This window comes from Burkholderia stagnalis (assembly GCF_902830275.1).
Lineage (GTDB): Bacteria > Pseudomonadota > Gammaproteobacteria > Burkholderiales > Burkholderiaceae > Burkholderia > Burkholderia stagnalis.
On record NZ_CADESW010000005.1, the window covers coordinates 1 to 17,817 of the forward strand.

The 17,817-nt window shown below is 69.6% G+C and carries 14 protein-coding genes; 3 read left to right on the plus strand and 11 right to left on the minus strand.

Annotation, left to right across the window (positions count from 1 at the left end; translation table 11 throughout):
- Both HWY45_RS36600 and HWY45_RS11025 read left to right on the plus strand, forming a co-directional pair.
- Positions 1–206: hypothetical protein (locus HWY45_RS36600; protein ID WP_208450112.1), on the plus strand; the 206-nt coding region annotated here is incomplete at its 5' end.
- Between the two features lie 320 nt (positions 207–526).
- The gene (locus HWY45_RS11025; RefSeq protein ID WP_150999087.1) at positions 527–964 is read left to right on the plus strand and encodes an ATPase; all 438 of its coding nucleotides are present in this window, start codon (positions 527–529) and stop codon (positions 962–964) included.
- A gap of 76 nt (positions 965–1,040) precedes the next feature.
- Here the strand turns inward: HWY45_RS11025 and HWY45_RS11030 are convergent, their stop codons facing one another.
- The 11 genes from HWY45_RS11030 to HWY45_RS11080 form a co-directional block, all read right to left on the minus strand.
- On the minus strand, positions 1,041–1,709 hold the full coding sequence (locus HWY45_RS11030) for a DUF429 domain-containing protein (RefSeq protein ID WP_059881207.1): 669 nt from the start codon (positions 1,707–1,709) through the stop codon (positions 1,041–1,043).
- A 2-nt stretch (positions 1,710–1,711) separates the two neighbouring features.
- Positions 1,712–2,236: an HD domain-containing protein gene (locus HWY45_RS11035; RefSeq protein WP_059881209.1), complete on the minus strand. Its 525-nt coding sequence runs from the start codon at positions 2,234–2,236 to the stop codon at positions 1,712–1,714.
- A gap of 90 nt (positions 2,237–2,326) precedes the next feature.
- On the minus strand, positions 2,327–5,797 hold the full coding sequence (locus HWY45_RS11040; RefSeq protein WP_059881211.1) for an ATP-binding protein: 3,471 nt from the start codon (positions 5,795–5,797) through the stop codon (positions 2,327–2,329).
- A gap of 3 nt (positions 5,798–5,800) precedes the next feature.
- Positions 5,801–7,051, minus strand: coding sequence for a metallophosphoesterase family protein (locus HWY45_RS11045; RefSeq protein ID WP_059881213.1), 1,251 nt, complete (start codon positions 7,049–7,051; stop codon positions 5,801–5,803).
- A 153-nt stretch (positions 7,052–7,204) separates the two neighbouring features.
- On the minus strand, positions 7,205–7,984 hold the full coding sequence (locus HWY45_RS11050) for a hypothetical protein (RefSeq protein ID WP_059881215.1): 780 nt from the start codon (positions 7,982–7,984) through the stop codon (positions 7,205–7,207).
- A gap of 460 nt (positions 7,985–8,444) precedes the next feature.
- Positions 8,445–9,515, minus strand: a complete 1,071-nt coding sequence (locus tag HWY45_RS11055) for a substrate-binding domain-containing protein (protein WP_059881216.1) — start codon at positions 9,513–9,515, stop codon at positions 8,445–8,447.
- Between the two features lie 46 nt (positions 9,516–9,561).
- A complete protein-coding gene (locus tag HWY45_RS11060) occupies positions 9,562–10,944 on the minus strand; it encodes an LLM class flavin-dependent oxidoreductase (protein ID WP_059881218.1) in 1,383 nt (460 codons plus the stop codon).
- Between the two features lie 20 nt (positions 10,945–10,964).
- On the minus strand, positions 10,965–12,185 hold the full coding sequence (locus HWY45_RS11065; protein ID WP_059881220.1) for an SfnB family sulfur acquisition oxidoreductase: 1,221 nt from the start codon (positions 12,183–12,185) through the stop codon (positions 10,965–10,967).
- A gap of 4 nt (positions 12,186–12,189) precedes the next feature.
- A complete protein-coding gene (locus HWY45_RS11070; RefSeq protein ID WP_059881222.1) occupies positions 12,190–13,428 on the minus strand; it encodes an SfnB family sulfur acquisition oxidoreductase in 1,239 nt (412 codons plus the stop codon).
- Between the two features lie 166 nt (positions 13,429–13,594).
- Entirely contained in the window at positions 13,595–14,650 is a 1,056-nt protein-coding gene (locus HWY45_RS11075) for an ABC transporter permease (protein WP_059881223.1), read from the minus strand.
- The gene (locus HWY45_RS11080; protein WP_059881225.1) at positions 14,647–16,134 is read right to left on the minus strand and encodes a sugar ABC transporter ATP-binding protein; all 1,488 of its coding nucleotides are present in this window, start codon (positions 16,132–16,134) and stop codon (positions 14,647–14,649) included. Before HWY45_RS11080 ends, HWY45_RS11075 begins: the two co-directional genes overlap by 4 nt.
- A gap of 210 nt (positions 16,135–16,344) precedes the next feature.
- Here HWY45_RS11080 and HWY45_RS11085 point away from each other — a divergent pair, with 210 nt between their 5' ends.
- Positions 16,345–17,787, plus strand: coding sequence for a GSCFA domain-containing protein (locus tag HWY45_RS11085; RefSeq protein ID WP_059881227.1), 1,443 nt, complete (start codon positions 16,345–16,347; stop codon positions 17,785–17,787).
- Positions 17,788–17,817: the final 30 nt, after the last annotated feature.

Below are 17,817 nucleotides of genomic sequence, written 5' to 3' on the forward strand. Positions count from 1 at the left end.
TGACTTACTTTAGTGTGAGACTCTTGATACTTTTGCTATCCGATCCGAGGATCGGTTCGCTGCCATCAAGCGCCCACACTTATCGGCTGTTAATTTTTAAAGAACGTTTCTGCGAGAAATTCTTCCTTCTCAGCAGCGCTGCGTTGTCAGCAGCAGAGAAGCGAGATTATGAACACTGTTTCGCAGTTCGTCAACAACTTTTTTAACTACTTCGTTGCGACTGCGGGGTTCATCTTCCTGCGCCGGCCGGCCGCCCTACAGGCATCCGACCAACTCCGCTTCCCCCTTCCGCGCCGCGTTGCCGTTAGCGCGAAAGAGGCGTGATTCTAGGCACCCCGCGCCCCAAGCGCAAGGGGGTTTGCGAAATAAATTCAAAAACCCCCGCGCACTCCGATTTATCAATGTGCGACCGCTATATATAGAAAGACAAAAAGCAAAGCGCCGGCACAGGAACCCATTTATGGGATGAACGCCGAATGCCCGGTCGAGTATCATGCCGCGATCGCACTATCCACACCGACCCATGATGGACAGCACCACCCGATCCGACGAAATCGACCTTCGTGACGAATACGCGGCACTGAGCCAGCGCGCCGCCGCGCTGGAAGAACAGGTCCCACCGCTCCTGCAGCGCATTTCAGACGTGCTGCCCCGCATCGGCGGGCAATCCGAACTGGCGGACGATCACCGCGAAGCGCTGGTCGGCGCGCGCAATGCAGCCCTGGTCGCCATCGAAAACTACCAGCAGGCCTTTCCGTTCCTGCAAACCGCGGAATCGATCATCGAGCAGCTGGACAAGACACCCGTACGCGACGAAGACGAAGAGTGGCGCGACGCATTGCTGCAACGTCTCGACGAGCTGATCGACGTCGCGACCGTCATGATCGACGATGCGGACGCGCATTACGAGCAGGCCCAAGACCCCGATCCGGCCGACGTGCCGCCTTCCCTGCTCGACGACTGAACCACCGGGCGCGCCGGCGCACCTCCCGTAAAAGCTCACCGTCGACATGGGAAGTACGCCGGACCGGCGTGCCCGCCTACGGCGCGGCACAACCGACCGGCTCGCTCACCTTCGGCACCCGGATGTACCCGCCCTCGGCATCCCCATAAGCGTCGGCGCCGCCTTCGACCACGAATCGCGCCGTCAGCGCGCACAGCGCCGCGTCCCTCGCATCGACGGAGGTCAGCGTCGTGACGTCGATCCCCATCCGCTCCAGCAATTGCCTGCGCTGAACACGCTTCTGCCTGGCGGACGCGACGTCCTTGCCCAGCAGCGCGCACGTGATCGCATGCGGATAGGTCTCGAAACTCACACGCCCGCCCGCATAGCGCGGCGCACTCAACAGCGGGTACGCGCCGGCAAGCGCCCGATACACCCGCTCGCCAATAAACATCCAGTCGTAGAACCCAGTGGTACTGGTCAGCGCCCGCTCCCGCGCCGGCGTGGAGAACAACGAGATCCGTTCCCGCACCAGCGCGCGCTCGGCCGCCCGATGGCCTTCTCCGGCCCACCATCGGCTCGGCGCATCGACACCCACGGCCACGACGTCATGTTCGAGACACAGCGGCAGCAGCGCCTCCGGCGCCACGCCGTCAGCGCGATGCAGGATCGACGTGCCCTGCAGGATCACGAGATCGCACAGCTTCCGGTTCCCGCCCACGTCGATGCCCGCGACGGGCGCCGTCCGCATCGTCGTCGCCGGCATGGTCACGCCGACGGCCGCGCGTCGTACGCGGCGTCGAAGATCGCCTCGAGCCCCGGATGCACGCCGCGCAACCGGTCGACCACCGCCTTCGCCCAGTCGAAGTACGCCTGCTTGCGATCCAGCGGCCAGTCCGCCGGCGGATGCGTCGCGATATCGCGCAGGTTGCAGATCTTGTCCGCCAGCTTCACGAGTTTCGCGCGGCGGCTGATGTGCGCGGCATGTTCGATCTGCAGGCGCTTGCGCTCGTCCTTCGGCAGCGACTTGTCGTCCGTCACCTCCATCACGATGTCGGCAATATCCTTGCCGAACCGGCGCAGCAATTCCTGCTCGGTGGTCTCCGTATCCTCGACCGTGTCGTGCAGCACCGCGGCGACGATCACCCGCTCGTCCTCGATGCCGGCCTCGTTGGCGAGCACGTCCGCGAGCGCGATCGGATGATTGATGTACGGTGACGCTTCGTCGTCCTTGCGCCGCTGATTGCGATGCTTGTCCGCGGCGAACGCCATCGCGGCGACCAGCTTGTTCATGTTGCCCCCTGATTCGCCGGCACCGCGAGACGGTCCGGCATGCCGTGCCCTCGTGCATTCTTGCAGATTCCGCGAGCGCCGCGCCCACCCCTACGCGGCAGCCGCCTCGCGCTGCAGCGGCACCACGTTCACCTGCTCGCCGAACACCGTCTTCACCAGCGGCAGCAAGTGATCGTGGTGCGTGAGGAACAGCACCTGCGTGCGCGTCGACAAGTCCCGCAACGCCTCGAGGCCCGCCTTCGATCGCGCGTCGTCGAAATTGATGAACAGATCGTCGGCGACGAACGGCAACGCGGTCTTGTTGCGCAGCTGGAGTTCGAGCGCCGCGATCCGCAGCGCGAGGAACAGCTGGTCGCGCGTCCCTTCGCTCATCCCGGTCACCTCGACCGTCGTGCCCTTCGTCCGCTTCGCATGCAGTGCAGGCGGCGTCGTCTCGGTATCGACCGCCAGCCTCGCGAACTCGCCGAGCGTCAAGCCCGCGAAAATCTCCCCCGCGCGCTTGAGCATCGGCCCCTGCTTCTGGTCGCGATAGCGATCCGTCGCCCACTTCAGCAGCCGGCTCGCCGTCGCGGCTTCCAGATACTGCTCGGCGGCGTCGCCCATCGCGGACAGCGCTTCCTGCCGCTTCGCCTCGGCAACCGCCGCGCCGGCCTGGCCGGCGACCGCGCCGAACGCCTGCTCCGCCACCACCTGCCGCTGCGCGAGTTCGTTCAGGCGCTTGCCGATGTCGCTCAATGCCTGTTTCGCCGATTCGAGCAGCGCCGGCACCTCGGCGATGTCCTGTTCCGCGATCTCGGCCTCGATCGCGTCCTGCGACAGGCCGTCGCCGTCCCGCACGAGCGCCTCCTGCGCCGTGTCGACCGCCTGCCGCAGCTGGCGCTGCCGGTCGGAGCGCTCGGCCAGCGGCAGCGCCGCGTCGATCGACGCGACGCCGGCCGACTCGAGCAGCGGCTGGATCCGGGCGTCCGCGCCCGCGACCGCGGCCACCGCATCCGCCACCTTGCCTTCGGCCTGGCGGATCGCGTCGTCGGCCCGCTCGATCGCCTTCGCGGTTTCCCTGGCGGCCGCGAGGCGCGCCGTCAGCCTGCGCGCGACCTCCGGCCCATTGCCGGCCGCCAGCAGCGCGGGATCGAGCGCGTCGGCAAGCCGCCGCGCATCGCGCTCCAGCGCGGCCAGCTCGGCGCGGATCGCGGCCATGCGGCCGCGCGGCGCATCGGCAGCCGCCAGGCCGGCCGCAACGGCATTCGCCAGCTCGACCGCGCCCTCCGCCGCCGCGAGCGTCACGGCGCTCGTGTCGAGCCGCGCGTCCGCCAGCGCGTCGCGCCATTGCGTCTGCCACGCGTCGTAGGCCGCCTGTGCAAGATCGGCCTTCGCCTGCGCGCCCGCACACCCGCGTTCGGCCTGGCGCGCCTGGTCGGCGAGGCTGCCTTGCTGCGCATTCGCCTTTTCCGCCGCCTGCACGAACGACTCGGCGGCCACGATACGCGCCGCCAGCGCATCCGACTCGCTGCCGCGCGCAACCGTGCGCAACGCCGACGCCAATGCCGCGTCGGCCGCCGCGCGCGCCGTGCGCATCGTGTCGAGCTCGTGCGCCTGACGTTCGAGCTCGGCCTGCGCGACGAACACCGCTTCACGCCGGGCCAGCCAGTCGTTCAGGTCGGCCAGCGGCATGCCCGGCACGCCGGCGGCCGTCATCAACTGCGCCCACGCGTCGCGAAGCGCGGACAGCGACTGCTCGCGCTCGGCCAGCGCGGCCTGCTTGCGCGCCGCGTTCGCACGCGCCGACTCGACCTGCTGACGCAGCGACTGCAGCGTCGCCGCCGCCTGCGTCGTGCCGAGCTGGGAATCGACGAGCTCGTCCGCGAGCCGGATCGCATCATCGACGGCCGGCGCGCCGGCGTCGACGCCGACCGCGCCGCGCTTGATCTCCCCCCACGCGCCGTCGCGGCGCGTGCGCGCTGCCTGCACGTCGGCGCTCGTCACGACCTTGTGATTCTCCGTGAAATGCCTTTCCTGCAGCTCGAGCCGCTCCAGATCCTCGCGCGCCTGATCCAGCGCGTCGCGCGCCGCGGCGACCGCGCTCGCCTGCTCGCTGTCGTCCTTCTGCCACGCGGCGAGCCGCGCGGTCGACGGCAGGTCGAGCGCGCGCAACGCCGCCGCCGGCCGGCGCCACTGCCCGAGCCCGTCGAGCGCATCCCGCAGCGCGCGTTCCGACGCGGCCACCTCGCGCTCGAGCGCCTGCTCCCGCGGCGCGCTGTTGCGGAAGCCCTGCGCATCGGCGAGCGCGGTGCGCAGCGCGTCCGGCACCTCGACGGTCGCCAGCCCGGCCAGTTGATCCCGCAGTTGCGCAAGCTCGCGCGCCCGTTCGTCGAGCGCCTCGCGCGCGCCCAGCAGCGCCTGCTGCAGCGCGCCGTGCTCGCGCAACAGGTTGGTGACCGTCTTCAGCGACAGCGCCTTCGGCAACGCCGCGCGCAGCGCCGCTTCGTCCGCGGGCCAGCCGAGCTGCGCGGCAGCGCCGAATGCAGCCGACAGATGACGTTCGAGCTCGGCCTCGCGCAGCAGCAAATCCTGCGGATGATTCGCGCACGCGCTGCGCAGCCGGTCGAGCGCCTCGATGTCGCCCGCCAGCGCAAGCGCGCCGCCGTCCGCGTCGATCGCGTCGCGCGCCTGCCGCCGGGCGGCGAGATCGGCGCGCCGCTCCTCCAGCACCTTGCGCTCCGCCGCGAGATCGCCCTGTGCCTTCAGCAGATCCGCATACGCGGTCGGCGGCAATTCGACGACATCGCCGAGCTCCGCCAGCGCGGCGTGCTTGACCGTCAGCTCCTTCAGATACGGCGCGAGCCGTCGCACGCGCTCGAGCTTCGAGCGCAGCGATTCGAGCCGGCGCTGGTCGGCACGCACGTGCTCGATCTCCTGCTCGACCGCCTCGCATGCTTCCTTGCGGTCGACCCAGTCCCGCGTGCGCACTTGAACCGCCTTCAGATCGCCAACCGCTTCGTTGAAGGCCGTCTCGGCCACCGCGAACGCGCTGCCGCTGCGCCGCGGCGCCCACAGCTCGAGCGCGCGCGCCTCCAGTTCCTCGCGCACGGGCCCGAGGCTCCCGACGCCCGCCGCCGATTCGAACAGCACCTGGCCGAGCTTGTCGGACGCATCGAGGATGCTCCTGCCGCCTTCGACCAGCCGCCCGTGATCGAGCCCGAACATCTGCTCGAAGAACTCCTTGCTCGCGCCGTCGAGCACGGCCGCCAGATAATCGTCCGGCAGCTTGTCGTCGGCCGGCGTGCGCAGCGGGCTGCGGCCACGTGCCCGGTGGAACGCCAGGTCGCCGGCGGCGCCTTCGAGCACGCCGCCGAGCCGCAGCTCCGGCGTGCTGTGCAGGAAATCCAGCGGCGTCTGCAGCTTCATGCCGAACAGCAGCTCCGACACGGCCGTGCGGATCGTCGACTTGCCGGCCTCGTTGGGCCCGACGATCACGTGGAAATCGTGCTCCGCCCGCGGAAAGCGCAGCGTCGCATCGGTGAACTTGCCGTACTTGATCAGATCGAGTTGCTTGATGCGCATCGCTCATTCCCCCCGCGACAGGCGCGCGAGCAGCGCGGGCCCGACCTGCTGCACCAGCCCCGTCAGTTCGCCGGCGCGGGCCAGCCCGAGCAGCGGCGCGTCCTCCTTCACCTCGCTGCGCACCTTGCCGACGAACGGCCGCAGGTCGCGTTCGAGCAGCGCGAGGAAATCCGGGTCGTGCGCGGCGTCCGCCAGGATCTGCTTCAGATCCTCGAGCGCTTCCAGCTGCTCGCGCTCGCCGTGCGGCTCGTGCGCCGCGGACGTCGCGAGCTTGACCTTCTCGAGCCACAGCCGCTCGTTGCCGATGATGCCGATCTGGTTCAGCACTTCCGCGCGCAACTGCGGGGCCCGCCCGAAGAACAGCCCGTGCGCGGGCGTTTGCCCCGTCACCGTCACGCGCACCGCGCGCGGCACGTGGCCGTCGACCGCCAGCAGCGCCTCGAGCGACTGGCCGATCTTGCGCGACAGGTCGGCGATCGACGCGCAATCCGACGCATCGACCGACACCGCCTCCCAACGGAGCACGTCGAGAAACAGGCGCTCGACCTGCGTATGCCCGTTCTCGACCGTGACGAGCACCGCGCCGCGGCGGCCCGTCTCGCGGATGTGCCGGCCCTGCAGGTTCCCCGGGAACACGACGGTGGACGGCCCCGACCACTGCTGGAATTCGTGCACGTGACCGAGCGCCCAGTAGTCGTAGCCCTTCGCATGCAGCTCCGCCAGCGTGCACGGCGCGTAGTTCGCGTGGGCCGCATTGCCCTCCAGCGCAGTGTGCAGCACGCCGATGTTGTAGTGGCCGGCCACCGGCGCCGGATAGCCGATCGCCAGGTTCTCGACGACCGCCTTGTCCTTGAAGCTCTGCCCGTGCAGCGCGACGTTGAATTCCGGCAGCAGGTGCACCTCCGGCTTGCGATGGCTGAACACCGTGACGTTGTCGGGCAGCGTCAGCTTCTTCGTCATCTCGCTCTCGGCGTCGTGGTTGCCCCACAGCACGAACGCGCGGATGCCCGCCTTGCGCAGCCGCCCCATCTGCTGGCCGAAGAAGATGCCGGTGTTGTGATCCTTCCAGTCGCCGTCGTACAGATCGCCGGCAATCACGAGAAACGCCACCTCCTCCTCGATCGCGCGGTCGACGAGCTGCCGCAGCGCGTCGCGCGACGCGTTGCGCAACTGCGCGGCCGGCGCGTCGGGATAGGCGCTCAGGCCGTGCAGCGGGCTGTCCAGGTGTATGTCTGCCGCGTGGATGAACTTCACGACGATTCCTCGGGTACGTATCGGGTTTGAAGCAGGCGATGCCGCGGGCCGGTGCGCCCGTCGCGACATCGCAGGAATCGGCAGATTGTAGTGGTCATTTCGCCGGACGCCCCGGATTGCGCGCGCCCGAACGCGCGCACCGGCCGGCGCCGGTCACTCCCCGCGCGGCACGGGCGGCGGCGCAAAGCGGTTGTCGTTGCCCGGGAACGGGTTCGCGTTGCGCCGCAGCGCATCCTCGTCCGGCGCCTTCTGCGCGAACAGCGCGACGCCGATCACGCCGACGTTCGCGGTGTCGCCGTGGATCGAGTTCGCGACATAGCTGTCGGGCACCGCCGCGAAGCGGAACGCCGCGACTTCGTCCTGGCTCTTGCGGAACCCGTCGATCGTCAGCGTGCGGCCCGGATCGAGCACGTAGCCGCCGTTCGTGTAGCTGCCGGGGCGGCCGGTCAGCACGTCGAGCCCGTCGACCGTCGACACGACCTCGAACGCGCGGCGGCCCTGGTTGCGCAGCACGATCCGGTAGCGCGCGCCGTCGACGCCGGCCATGTGCCAGCGGCCGTCCTGGCGGGCGAGACGCAGCGGCGCGCCGCGCTCGTCGATGAACGACAGCGCGACGTCGCCGTTCGCGAGCGCGACGCGGGTGGGCAGCGCGCGCACTTTCGCGGCGGCCGGACGCCCCGGCAGTGCGTCGTTGTAATAGACCGACGTCACGTCGGTCGGCGTCGCCGGGTTCGCGCGCTCGAAATCGACGCGGCGGGTCTCGGAGCGCACCGCCTCGCCCCATGCGGTGCCGAGCCCGCGGCGCTCCTCGGGTTGCGGGGACGGCGCGGCGGAAGACGGCGCGGCGGATGCGGCGGACGGCGGCTGCGACGAACTGCAGGCGGCAAGCCAGAGCGCGCAGACGAGCGCGAGCAGACGGAACAGGAAGGTCATGTTCGTGAGATCTCGGAATGTTATCGAGCCGCGCCGGCAGGCCGGGCGGCGTTTTTTCGTGGATGGGTCGTCACGATGTCGATCGGACGCGTTCGCGCCCGGCAACCGGCGGCCTGCTGCCGGCCCGGCTGCGGGCGGCACCGCCATTTAAGCACGGTGCGGGCGCGGGCGGCAGGGGCGTTGCGGGAACGGGAGCCGTGCGTGGCGGTCGGCGAGCATCGTGCTCGGCGCCGCACGGCATGCCCTGCGCGGGATCGCGCGCAACGCCGCCGCGCCGGCGCGGATGTGGGCGCGGATGTGGGCGCGGATGTGGGCGCGGATGTGGGTGCGGATGCGGGTGCGGATGCGGGTGCGGGTGCGGGTGCGGGTGCAGGTGCAGGTGCAGGTGCGGATGCGGACAGTCAGTCCGTCCGGGCAGCCGCGCACGCGCAGCGCCCCGCGCTTCCGCGCCCGAGAACGCTCAATCCGCAGCCGGGATCCACGCCGCCGTCGCCGCGTCGCTCGCGCGGAACGCCGGGAATTTCGCGCCGAGTTCGGCAATCGTGCGGATGTCGTGCTTCACGAGATCGTCGCGCGTGACCAGCACCGGCTTGACCACGATCCGGCGCCCGGGGTCCTGCCCGGCCACCAGCAACGCGGCGGCCCGCACGGAAACCGCGCCGACGACCGCGGGATTCGTCGCCGCCGTCGCCACCCACGCGCTGTTCGGCGCGCGGATCGCGTCGATGTCGGCGGTCGAGATGTCCGCGCTGTAGATGCGCACCTTCGACGACAGCTTCGCCTCGTCCGCCGCGAGCTTTGCGCCGCGCGCGAATTCGTCGTACGGCGCGAACACCACGCGGATGTCGGGATGCGCGCGGTACGCGGCGGCCGCCTGGTTCGCGACCGACTGCGCGATCGGGTTGTCGACGGTGCCCCAGCGCGCCTTTTCCACGACCTTCGGATGCGCGCGCTTGAAGTCGCGCCAGGCCGCATCGCGCCGGTCGAGCGGCGCGAAGCCGGCGACGTACACGTAGCCGGCCGCGAACGCGTCGCCGTTGTCCTTCACCGCCTGGTCGAGCAGCAACGCCGCGAGGTCGCGGTCGCTCTGCTCGATCTGCGGGACTTTCGGATGGCCGAGGTCGACGTCGAACGCGACGACCTTGATGCCCTTGTCGAGCGCGCGCTGGACGACGTCCTTCAGCGATTCCGGCAGCCCGTGGTTGACGATGATCGCGGCCACGCCGAGGCTGATCGCCTGCTGGATCTGCTCGCGCTGCTCGGCCGCATCCTGGCGGCCTTCGTAGATGCGCAGGTCGATGCCGAGCGCCTTGGCCTGCTTCTGCGCGCCGGCTTCATATGCCTGGAAGAAATCCCCGGTCGACAGGTAATTGACCAGCGCGATCCGCACGCCGCCCTTGTCGAACGGCGCGGGCGCGCCCTTGAGCGGGCCCGCGTGCGCGCCGGGCGCGGCCAGCGCAGCGGCCGACGCCAGCGCAAGCACGCCGCCGATGCGGCCGATCCAGGATTTGCGACGAAACCACGATCTCATGAATGCTCTCCAGCCGGTCAGGCAACAGGGAAATCAGCAAACGGCCTCACGCCGCCGGCACGCCGGCGCCCGCGCGATAGCGCGCGCCCGGATGCGGATCGGCAAGCCGCGCGCCGCGGCCGTGCAGCTTCTCGCGCAGCGTGCCGTCCGCATAGTCGGTCTTGTACACGCCGCGCCGCTGCAGCTCGGGCACGACGAGCTCGACGAAATCGGCAAAGGTCTCGTGCGTCAGCGCGTAAGCGAGGTTGAAGCCGTCGACGTCCGTCTCGTCCACCCACGATTGCAGCTCGTCGGCGATCTCCTGCGGACTGCCCACCGACAGCGGCCCGAGCCCGCCAATGCCGCCCCACTTCGCGATCTCGCGCACCGTCCACACGCGGGTCGGATCGGCGCTCGACAGCGCCTCCACCGCCGATTGCACCGCGTTGCTCTCGACATGGCGCAGCGGTTCGTCGAGGTCGTAGCGGGACAGGTCGATCCCCGTCCAGCCCGACATCAGCGTCAGCGCGCCCTCGTCGCTCGCGTAGCGGCGGTAGTCCGCGTGCTTCGCGTGCGCGTCCGCCGACGTCTTCCCGGTGATCACGGTATGCAGGTTGAAGATCAGCACGTCGTGCGGATCGCGGCCGAACGCCTTCACGCGCGCCCGGATGTCGGCGACGAAATTCTTCAGGATCGTGCGCGACGGCGCCGCGATGAAGATGCACTCCGCGTGCTGCGCGGCGAAATCCTTGCCGCGCTTCGAGGCGCCGGCCTGGTACAGCACCGGCGTGCGCTGCGGGGACGGCTCGCACAGGTGGATGCCCGGCACGTCGAAGTACGTGCCGCGATGGCCGATCGGATGCACCTTCGACGGCTCGGTGAACACGCGCCGCGCGGCGTCGCGCACGACGGCGTCGTCTTCCCACGACGCCTCCCACAGCTTGTAGCAGACCTCGAGGTATTCGTCCGCGAGCGCATAGCGCTCGTCGTGGTTCGCCTGCGCCGGCAGGCCGACGTTGCGCGCGGCGCTGTCGAGGTACGACGTGACGATGTTCCAGCCGACGCGGCCGTTCGTCAGGTGATCGAGTGTCGACATGCGCCGCGCGAACGGATACGGATGCTCGTACGACAGCGAACACGTGACGCCGAAGCCGAGATGCTCGGTCACGTTCGCCATCGCCGACACGAGCAGGATCGGGTCGTTGACGGGCACCTGCGCGGCCTGCCGGATCGCCGCTTCCGCGTTGCCGCGGTACACGTCGTAGGTGCCCAGCACGTCCGCGATGAACAGGCCGTCGAACTTGCCGCGTTCGAGCAGCTTCGCGAGGTCCGTCCAGTAGTCGAGATGCTTGTAGCGCCATGACGTGTCGCGCGGATGCGCCCACAAGCCCGGCGACTGGTGCCCGACGCAGTTCATGTCGAATGCGTTGAGGCGAATCTGTCTGGCCATGATCGGCTCCGGTGATCGATTCAGAGCGCGCCGTGGCGCGGCGGCAGCACGTCGTTCAGGAAGTAGTTGCCGATCGCGATGTATTTCCAGCGCACCGGATCGTGCAGCGTGTGCGTGCGCGCATTGCGCCAGTGGCGATCGAGGTTGTGCTCGGCGAGCACCGCCTGCGTGCCGGCGAGTTCGAGCAGGCGCGTCGACGCCTGCAGCGCGATCTCCGTCGTCGCGGCCCGCGCCTGCGCGACCGCGATCGACGCGGCGGCGACGGTCGCTTCGTTCGACACGTCGGCCGCGGCGTCCACGCGACGGCCGGCGCGCTCGACCAGTGCGCTCGCCGCTTCGAGCTGCAGCGCGAGCTTGCCGAACAGTTCGAGCGTGAGCGGATCGTCGCCCGCGCGCTCGACGCCGCTGTCGACCCACGGCCGCGAACGCTCGCGCACGAAGCGCCGCGCATCGGCGAACGCCGCGCGCGCGATGCCGAGATCGACCGCCGCGTGGATGAGCTGGCCGAGCGGGCCGACGGTGGTCGGCCGCGCATCGAATGCCGCACTGTACGGCACGACCGCCGACGCCTCGACGTACACGTTGTCGAGCGTCGTCGTGCCGCTGCCGGTGGTCCGCTGCCCGAAGCCCGACCAGTCGTCGACCACCGTCAGGCCCGGCGTGCGCGCGTCCGCGAACGCGACGTGCAGCGTGTCGTCGGCCGCTTTCGCGACCACCGGAATCCATTGCGCGAACAGCGCGCCGGTCGAATAGAACTTGGTGCCGTTGATGCGGAAGCCGTCGCCGTCCGGCGTCAGCGTGGTGCGATAGTCGCGCACGGTTTTCGTGCCGCGCTCCGACAGCGCATTGCCGAACCGGTCGCCCGCCAGCGCGCGCCCGAAATAGAACGCCTGCTGCTCGCGCGTGCCGTTTACGCGCAGCACGTCGAGCATGTAGAAGTGGTTCTGCGGGATCTGCCCGAGCGCCGGATCGGCCTCGGACACGATCGCGGTGACTTCCGCGAGCGTCGCGAACGACACCTGCGCGCCGCCATGTTCGCGCGGCACCGTGATGCCCCACAGGCCGCTCGCCGAATACGCGTCGATTTCGGCGTAAGGCAGGCGGCGTTCGCGATCGCGCAGCGATGCTTCCCGCGCGAACGTGCCCGCGATGTCGCGCGCGACGCTCAGCGCCTGTTCGTCGCTGTCGATGCGCGCGGCATGCGGCGTGCCGCGCGCGAGGGTTGATGCGAGAGCGCTCATGAATTCAGTTCCATGGATGACGCGCCGGCTTCACGCCGTTCAGGTAGTAGTTGCCGACGAGGTGGTATTTCCAGCGCATCGGATCGTGCAGCGTATGCGTGCGCGCATTGCGCCAGTGACGGTCGAGGTTGTGCTCGCCGAGCGTCGCCTGCGTGCCGGCAAGTTCGAACAGCTTCTCGCTCGCGAGCAGCGCGATCTCGGTGGTCAGCACTTTCGCCTCGCCGACCGCGACGGATGCGCGCGCGACGTCGTCCTCGGTGATCGCGCCCTGCCGGGCGACCTCGTCGAGCACGCGCGCGGCGCGCTCGAGCAGCGCTTCGGCGGCATGCAACTGGATATGCAGGTGACCGATCTCGCGCACCGTCAGCGGATCGTCGCTCGCGCGCTCGACGCCGCTGTCGATCCACGGCCGCGAGCGCGTGCGCACGAACGTCAGCGTATCGTCGAGCGCGGCCTTCGCGATGCCGGCGTCGATCGCGGCCTGGATGATCTGCGAGATCGGGCCGTTGAGCGTCGGCTCGTCGGACACGCGATGCGCGGGGAACACATGCGAAGCCGGCACGCGCACGCTGTCCAGCACCACCGTGCCGCTCGCGGTCGTGCGCTGGCCGAAGCCCGACCAGTCGTCGATCACGGTCAGCCCCGGCGTGCCCTTCGGAATGTAGGCGAGCCAGCCCTTGCGCGCATCGTCGAGGCCGAGCACCGGCACGAAGTGCGCGAACAGCGCGCCGGTCGAATAGAACTTGGTGCCGTCGACCACGTAGTGATCGCCGTCGCGCCGCACGCGCGTCTTCAGGTCGAGCACGTTTTTCGTGCCCTTCTCCGAGAAGCCGTTGCCGAAGCGCTTGCCGTTCAGGATCTCGGCGAAGAAGTAACGCTTCTGGTCCTCGGTTCCGGTCAGCGCGATCACGTCGACGAGGCCGAAGTGATTCTGCGGCAATTGCCCGAGCGACGGATCGGCCACCGCGATGATCCTGACCACCTCGACCAGCGTGACGAACGACACGCCCGCGCCGCCATAGGCCTTCGGCACCGTGATCGCCCACAGGCCCGACTGCGAGAACCATTCGATCTCGTCGTGCGGCAAGCGCCGTTCGCGGTCGCGTTCGGCCGCGCCCTGCGCGAGACGGCCCGCCAGTTCATGCGCGACCGCGATCGCCTGCGCATCGTCGGCGATCACGCGAACTGCCTGCCGGTTCGCGTCCGGCGCGTGCGTCGGGTGCGCCACGTCAATCTCTGCCATATGCGTCTCCGTCTGAATGACTGATCGCTCAATCTATCAGCGGGATTCGCACGCGCAAACCGAGCGATTCGGCAATGGATATTCCATCGCGCGGCAAGCGCGGCAAGCGCGGCAGGCGCGGCAGGCGCGGCAGGCGGCAAGCATCGCGCTTGCGGGTGCCGTCGTTTCAGCCCCGCGCATCCGCGCGCCGCCCGACGCCGAACGTGAACGCCAGCGCGAGCACCAGCAGCGCGCCCTTGATGAAATCCTGCATGTAGTACGGCGCATTCAGCATCGTCAGGCCGTTGAGCAGCACGCCGACGAACACCGCGCCCACCACGGTGCCGAACACGTTGGGCCGTTTCGCGCCCCACACCGCATAGCCCACCAGCGCGGCGGCCACCGCGTCGAGCAGCAGCGAGTGCCCGGCGCTGACGTCGCCGCGGCCGACCCGCGCGGCGATCAGCACGCCACCCAGCGACGCGATCGCGCCCGACGCGACGTATGCCGCGATCCGGTAGCGCAGCGTCGGCGCACCCGCGAGCCGCGCGGCCGTCTCGTTGCCGCCGATCGCCTGGATCACGCGGCCCCAGCGCGTCGTCTCCATCACGATGCACGCGAGCACCGTCAGCACCGCGAGCATCAGCACCGGCAGCGGCACGACGTCGAACACGCGCATGCGGCCGAGCGCCAGGAACGCGGCGGGGAACACGCCGGTCGCGTCCGTGCCGTCGGGCAGCACCGTGCCGGTCGCGAGCGAGCGCCCGCCGGTCGGGATCAGTTGCAGGCCCGCCAGCAGGAACAGCGTGCCGAGCGTCGCGAGCTGGTCGGGCACGCGCAGCCGCGTGATCAGCACGCCGTTGAACAGGCCGGCCGCGATGCCGAGCGCGATGCACGCAACCACGGCCGCCAACGTGCTGCCGTGCCAGACCACCAGCACGTAGCTGGCCGCCATCTGCGCCGACGCGGCCACGCTGCCGACCGACAGGTCGAAGCCGCCGGCCGCCAGCGTGATCGTCACGCCGATCCCGAGCAACGCGACGATCGATACCGACTGCAGGATGCTGAACAGGTTGTCGAGGTTCAGGAACGCCGGTTCCCGGGCCGCGAACACGGCGACGAGGAGTGCGAGGACGAGCAGGATGCCGGTGCGTTCGAGCGTCTCGCGCACACGGTGCCATGCGGCGTGCGTGCGCGGGCCGGAGGCCGCGTCGCGGCCGAATGACGAGGTAGCGGGTTTCATCGAGGATGGACTGATGCCGGATCGGTGGTGAATGCGTGATCGAGCGTCGCGCGATCGAAGCGCACGACGCGATCCGCGATCTCGAACGCCTCTTCGAGATCGCTGACGAACACCAGCGTCGCGCGTGTGGGGGCCTGCCGCCGCAGCGTATCGACGATGTCGGCGCGCGCACCGGCGTCGACGCCCTGGAACGGCTCGTCGAGCAGCAGCAGCCGTGCGGGTTCCGCATGCCAGCGCGCGAGCACCACCTTCTGCTGGTTGCCGCCGGAGAGATGCGAGACGCGCGCGTCCGGGCCGGTGCAACGAATGCCGAACTGCGCGATCGCCGCGCGGGCCGCCGCGCGCTCCCGTGCCCGGTGCACCGCGCCGCGCGCGAACCAGCGCGGCAGGAACGGAAAGCTGAGCGTGCCCGCGATCGATGCGAACGGGACGTGGTCCGGAAACAGCGACGTGCGCCAGCGATCCTCGCCGGCCAGGAACACGCCCGCGCGAATCGCGTCGGCCGGCGAGCGCGGACGCCATGGCCGCCCGTCGAGCGTCATCGCGCCGCCGGCCGCATGGGCCGCGCCGAAGATCGCGCGCGCGACGCGCGATTTTCCGCCGCCCACCGGGCCCGCGAGCGCGACGATCTCGCCGCGCCGCACGTCGAGATCGAACGGCGTGCTGGCTGCGGTCAGCCGAAAATCCCGCATGCTGAAGCACGCGTCGAGCGGCGCGGCGTCCGCGGCGCGATGCGTGCGGTCCTTGCGCAGCGGCCGCCCGATCATCGTATCGACCGCGGCGTCGAAATCGATCGGCGCCGGCAGATCGGCGACGATCCGCCCGTCGCGGACGATCGCGACGCGATCGGCGATGCGGCGCAGGTCGCCGAGCCGGTGCGACACCAGCAGGATCGCGACGCCGTCCGCGCGCAGCGCATCGAGCAGCGCAAAGAGCCGCTCCGCTTCCGGCGCGGACAGGCTCGCGGTCGGTTCGTCGAGAATCAGCAGCGCGGGATGCGTGGCCAGCGCACGCGCCAGCGTGACGCGCTGCTGCCCCGCGAGCGACAGCGACGCGAGCGGCGCGCGCAGATCGACGTCGAGCCCGACGCGCGCGGCAAGCGGTGCCGCCGCGTCACGCCGTGCCGCGAGCGGCGCGCGCCACGGCGACGCCGGATCGCACAGCCGGTCGAGCAGCAGGTTGTCGGCGATCGACAGCGCCGGCACGACCGCATCCGCGATCGCCTGATGCACGGTGGCGACGCCGAGCTGCGTGGCCGCGCGCGGCGACGCGGGCCGATACGGCGCGCCGCGCAGCGTCAGCGTCCCGCCATCGGGCGGATATACGCCGCTCAGGATCTTCACGAGCGTCGACTTGCCCGCGCCGTTCGCCCCCATCAGCGCGATGGCTTCGCCGGCGCGGATCGACAGGTCGACGGCCGACAGCGCAACGGTGGCATCGAAACGCTTCGATACGCGGGAGACGGTCAGGATCGGCGATGACATCGGGCGGAAGATCGCATACGCGGCGCGGAACGGGATGGATCATCGTAACGACCGCGATCGCATGCGCCAACGAAGCATTCCTCATATCTTTACGCCGGCGAAGCGATACGCGCACGGCATCTCGGCAGCGCGCGCCGCCCTAAAGTTGCCGCGCGCGCTGCCGTCAATACGACCGCAGAATGTGTGCCCCTTATCGCGAACCCGGACCCCATGGACATTACAAGCTGGAAGGAACACGCGCATCGAACCCTGTCGACGAACGGGAATGTGCAGGACACGATCGCATTGCTGGCGCGCGAGCCCGACGAGGCGGATTGGGAAGCCAACATGCTGCTCGGCATCCTCCACGGGCAAGCGCGCGATCTCGACAATTCGGTCAGGTTCCTGGGCCGGTCCGCTGCCGGCAACCCGAACAATCCGGACACGATTTTCTTCCTGGGCTGCTTCCAGGCGTTGCAGACACCCGGCTTCCACAAGAGCTGGGCCGTGCGGCGCGATCACGCCCGGCAAGCGCTCAGCCTGGTCCAGGACACGCCGGATGCGGCGCCCTGGCCGCAACTCAAGCTCTGCCTCGAGATGCTGGCGCAGGCGGCCACCTACGTCGGCCCGGCGGAGGACGCGGAATTCGCGTATCGCTGGCTGATCCGGATCGACCCGGGCAATGCGGGGCATTACGCGAACCTTTCGCAGCTGCGCGCGGACGACAACCTCGAAGAAGCCGCCGCGCTGCTCGACACGGCGCAGTCGATCGATCCGCGCGTCGCGAACGGAAACGATCTCGCGCTGTCGCGCGAGGTGCGTGCGGCCGGCGCACGACGCGCGCCGATCGCGCGCGCGAAATACCCGACCACGAAGGAGATGCGCGGCGATCTCAAGGCCGCGATTCGCTCCACCCTGCTCAAGGACCTGCCGCAGCAGCGCTTCATCAGCCGGGATACCCGGTTCTTCACGCTCGGCTCGTGCTTTGCGCGCGAGATTGCCACGCGCATGATCGAGCGCGGCTATCAGGCCGACTTCTTCGAGGTGGTCGAGCACATCAATTCGAGCTTCGCGAACCGGAGCATGGTCGACTGGGCGATGGGCCGCTGCAAAGGCCAGGCCCGCGAGCGGCTCGACGAGCTGTTCGCATCGCTGAACATCACGCCGGACGGGCTGCAGGCGCGCTGGGCCGCCTCGAACGTGTTCATCTACACGCTGGGCGTGGCGCCGGCCTTCTTCGACCGGCAGTCGGGCGCATTCGTGATGCCGTCGAATTCGGCGTTCGCATCGCGCGCATTTGCGGAGATGTACGACTTCCGCACCACCACGGTCCAGGAAAACCTCGACAACCTCGAATACATCACGTCGCACATGCGCGCGCTGAACCCGAACGTGAAGATCGTGATCACCGTGAGCCCGGTGCCGCTGAAAACCACGTTCGAGTTCAAGTCGGCGATGCAGGCGGACTGCATCTCGAAGTCGACGCTGCGCGTCGTCGCGCACGAGTTCGTCACGAAACACCCGGACGTCGTCTACTGGCCGAGCTTCGAAGTCGTGCGCTGGCTCGGCGGGCACGTCGGGCCTTACTACGGCACCGACGACGATTCCGCGCTCCATATCGGCGACGACGTGGTCAAGGCCATCACCGATCTGTTCATCGAGCATTATTCGTAACCGGGCCGGCGGCATCGAACGCGGGCGTCG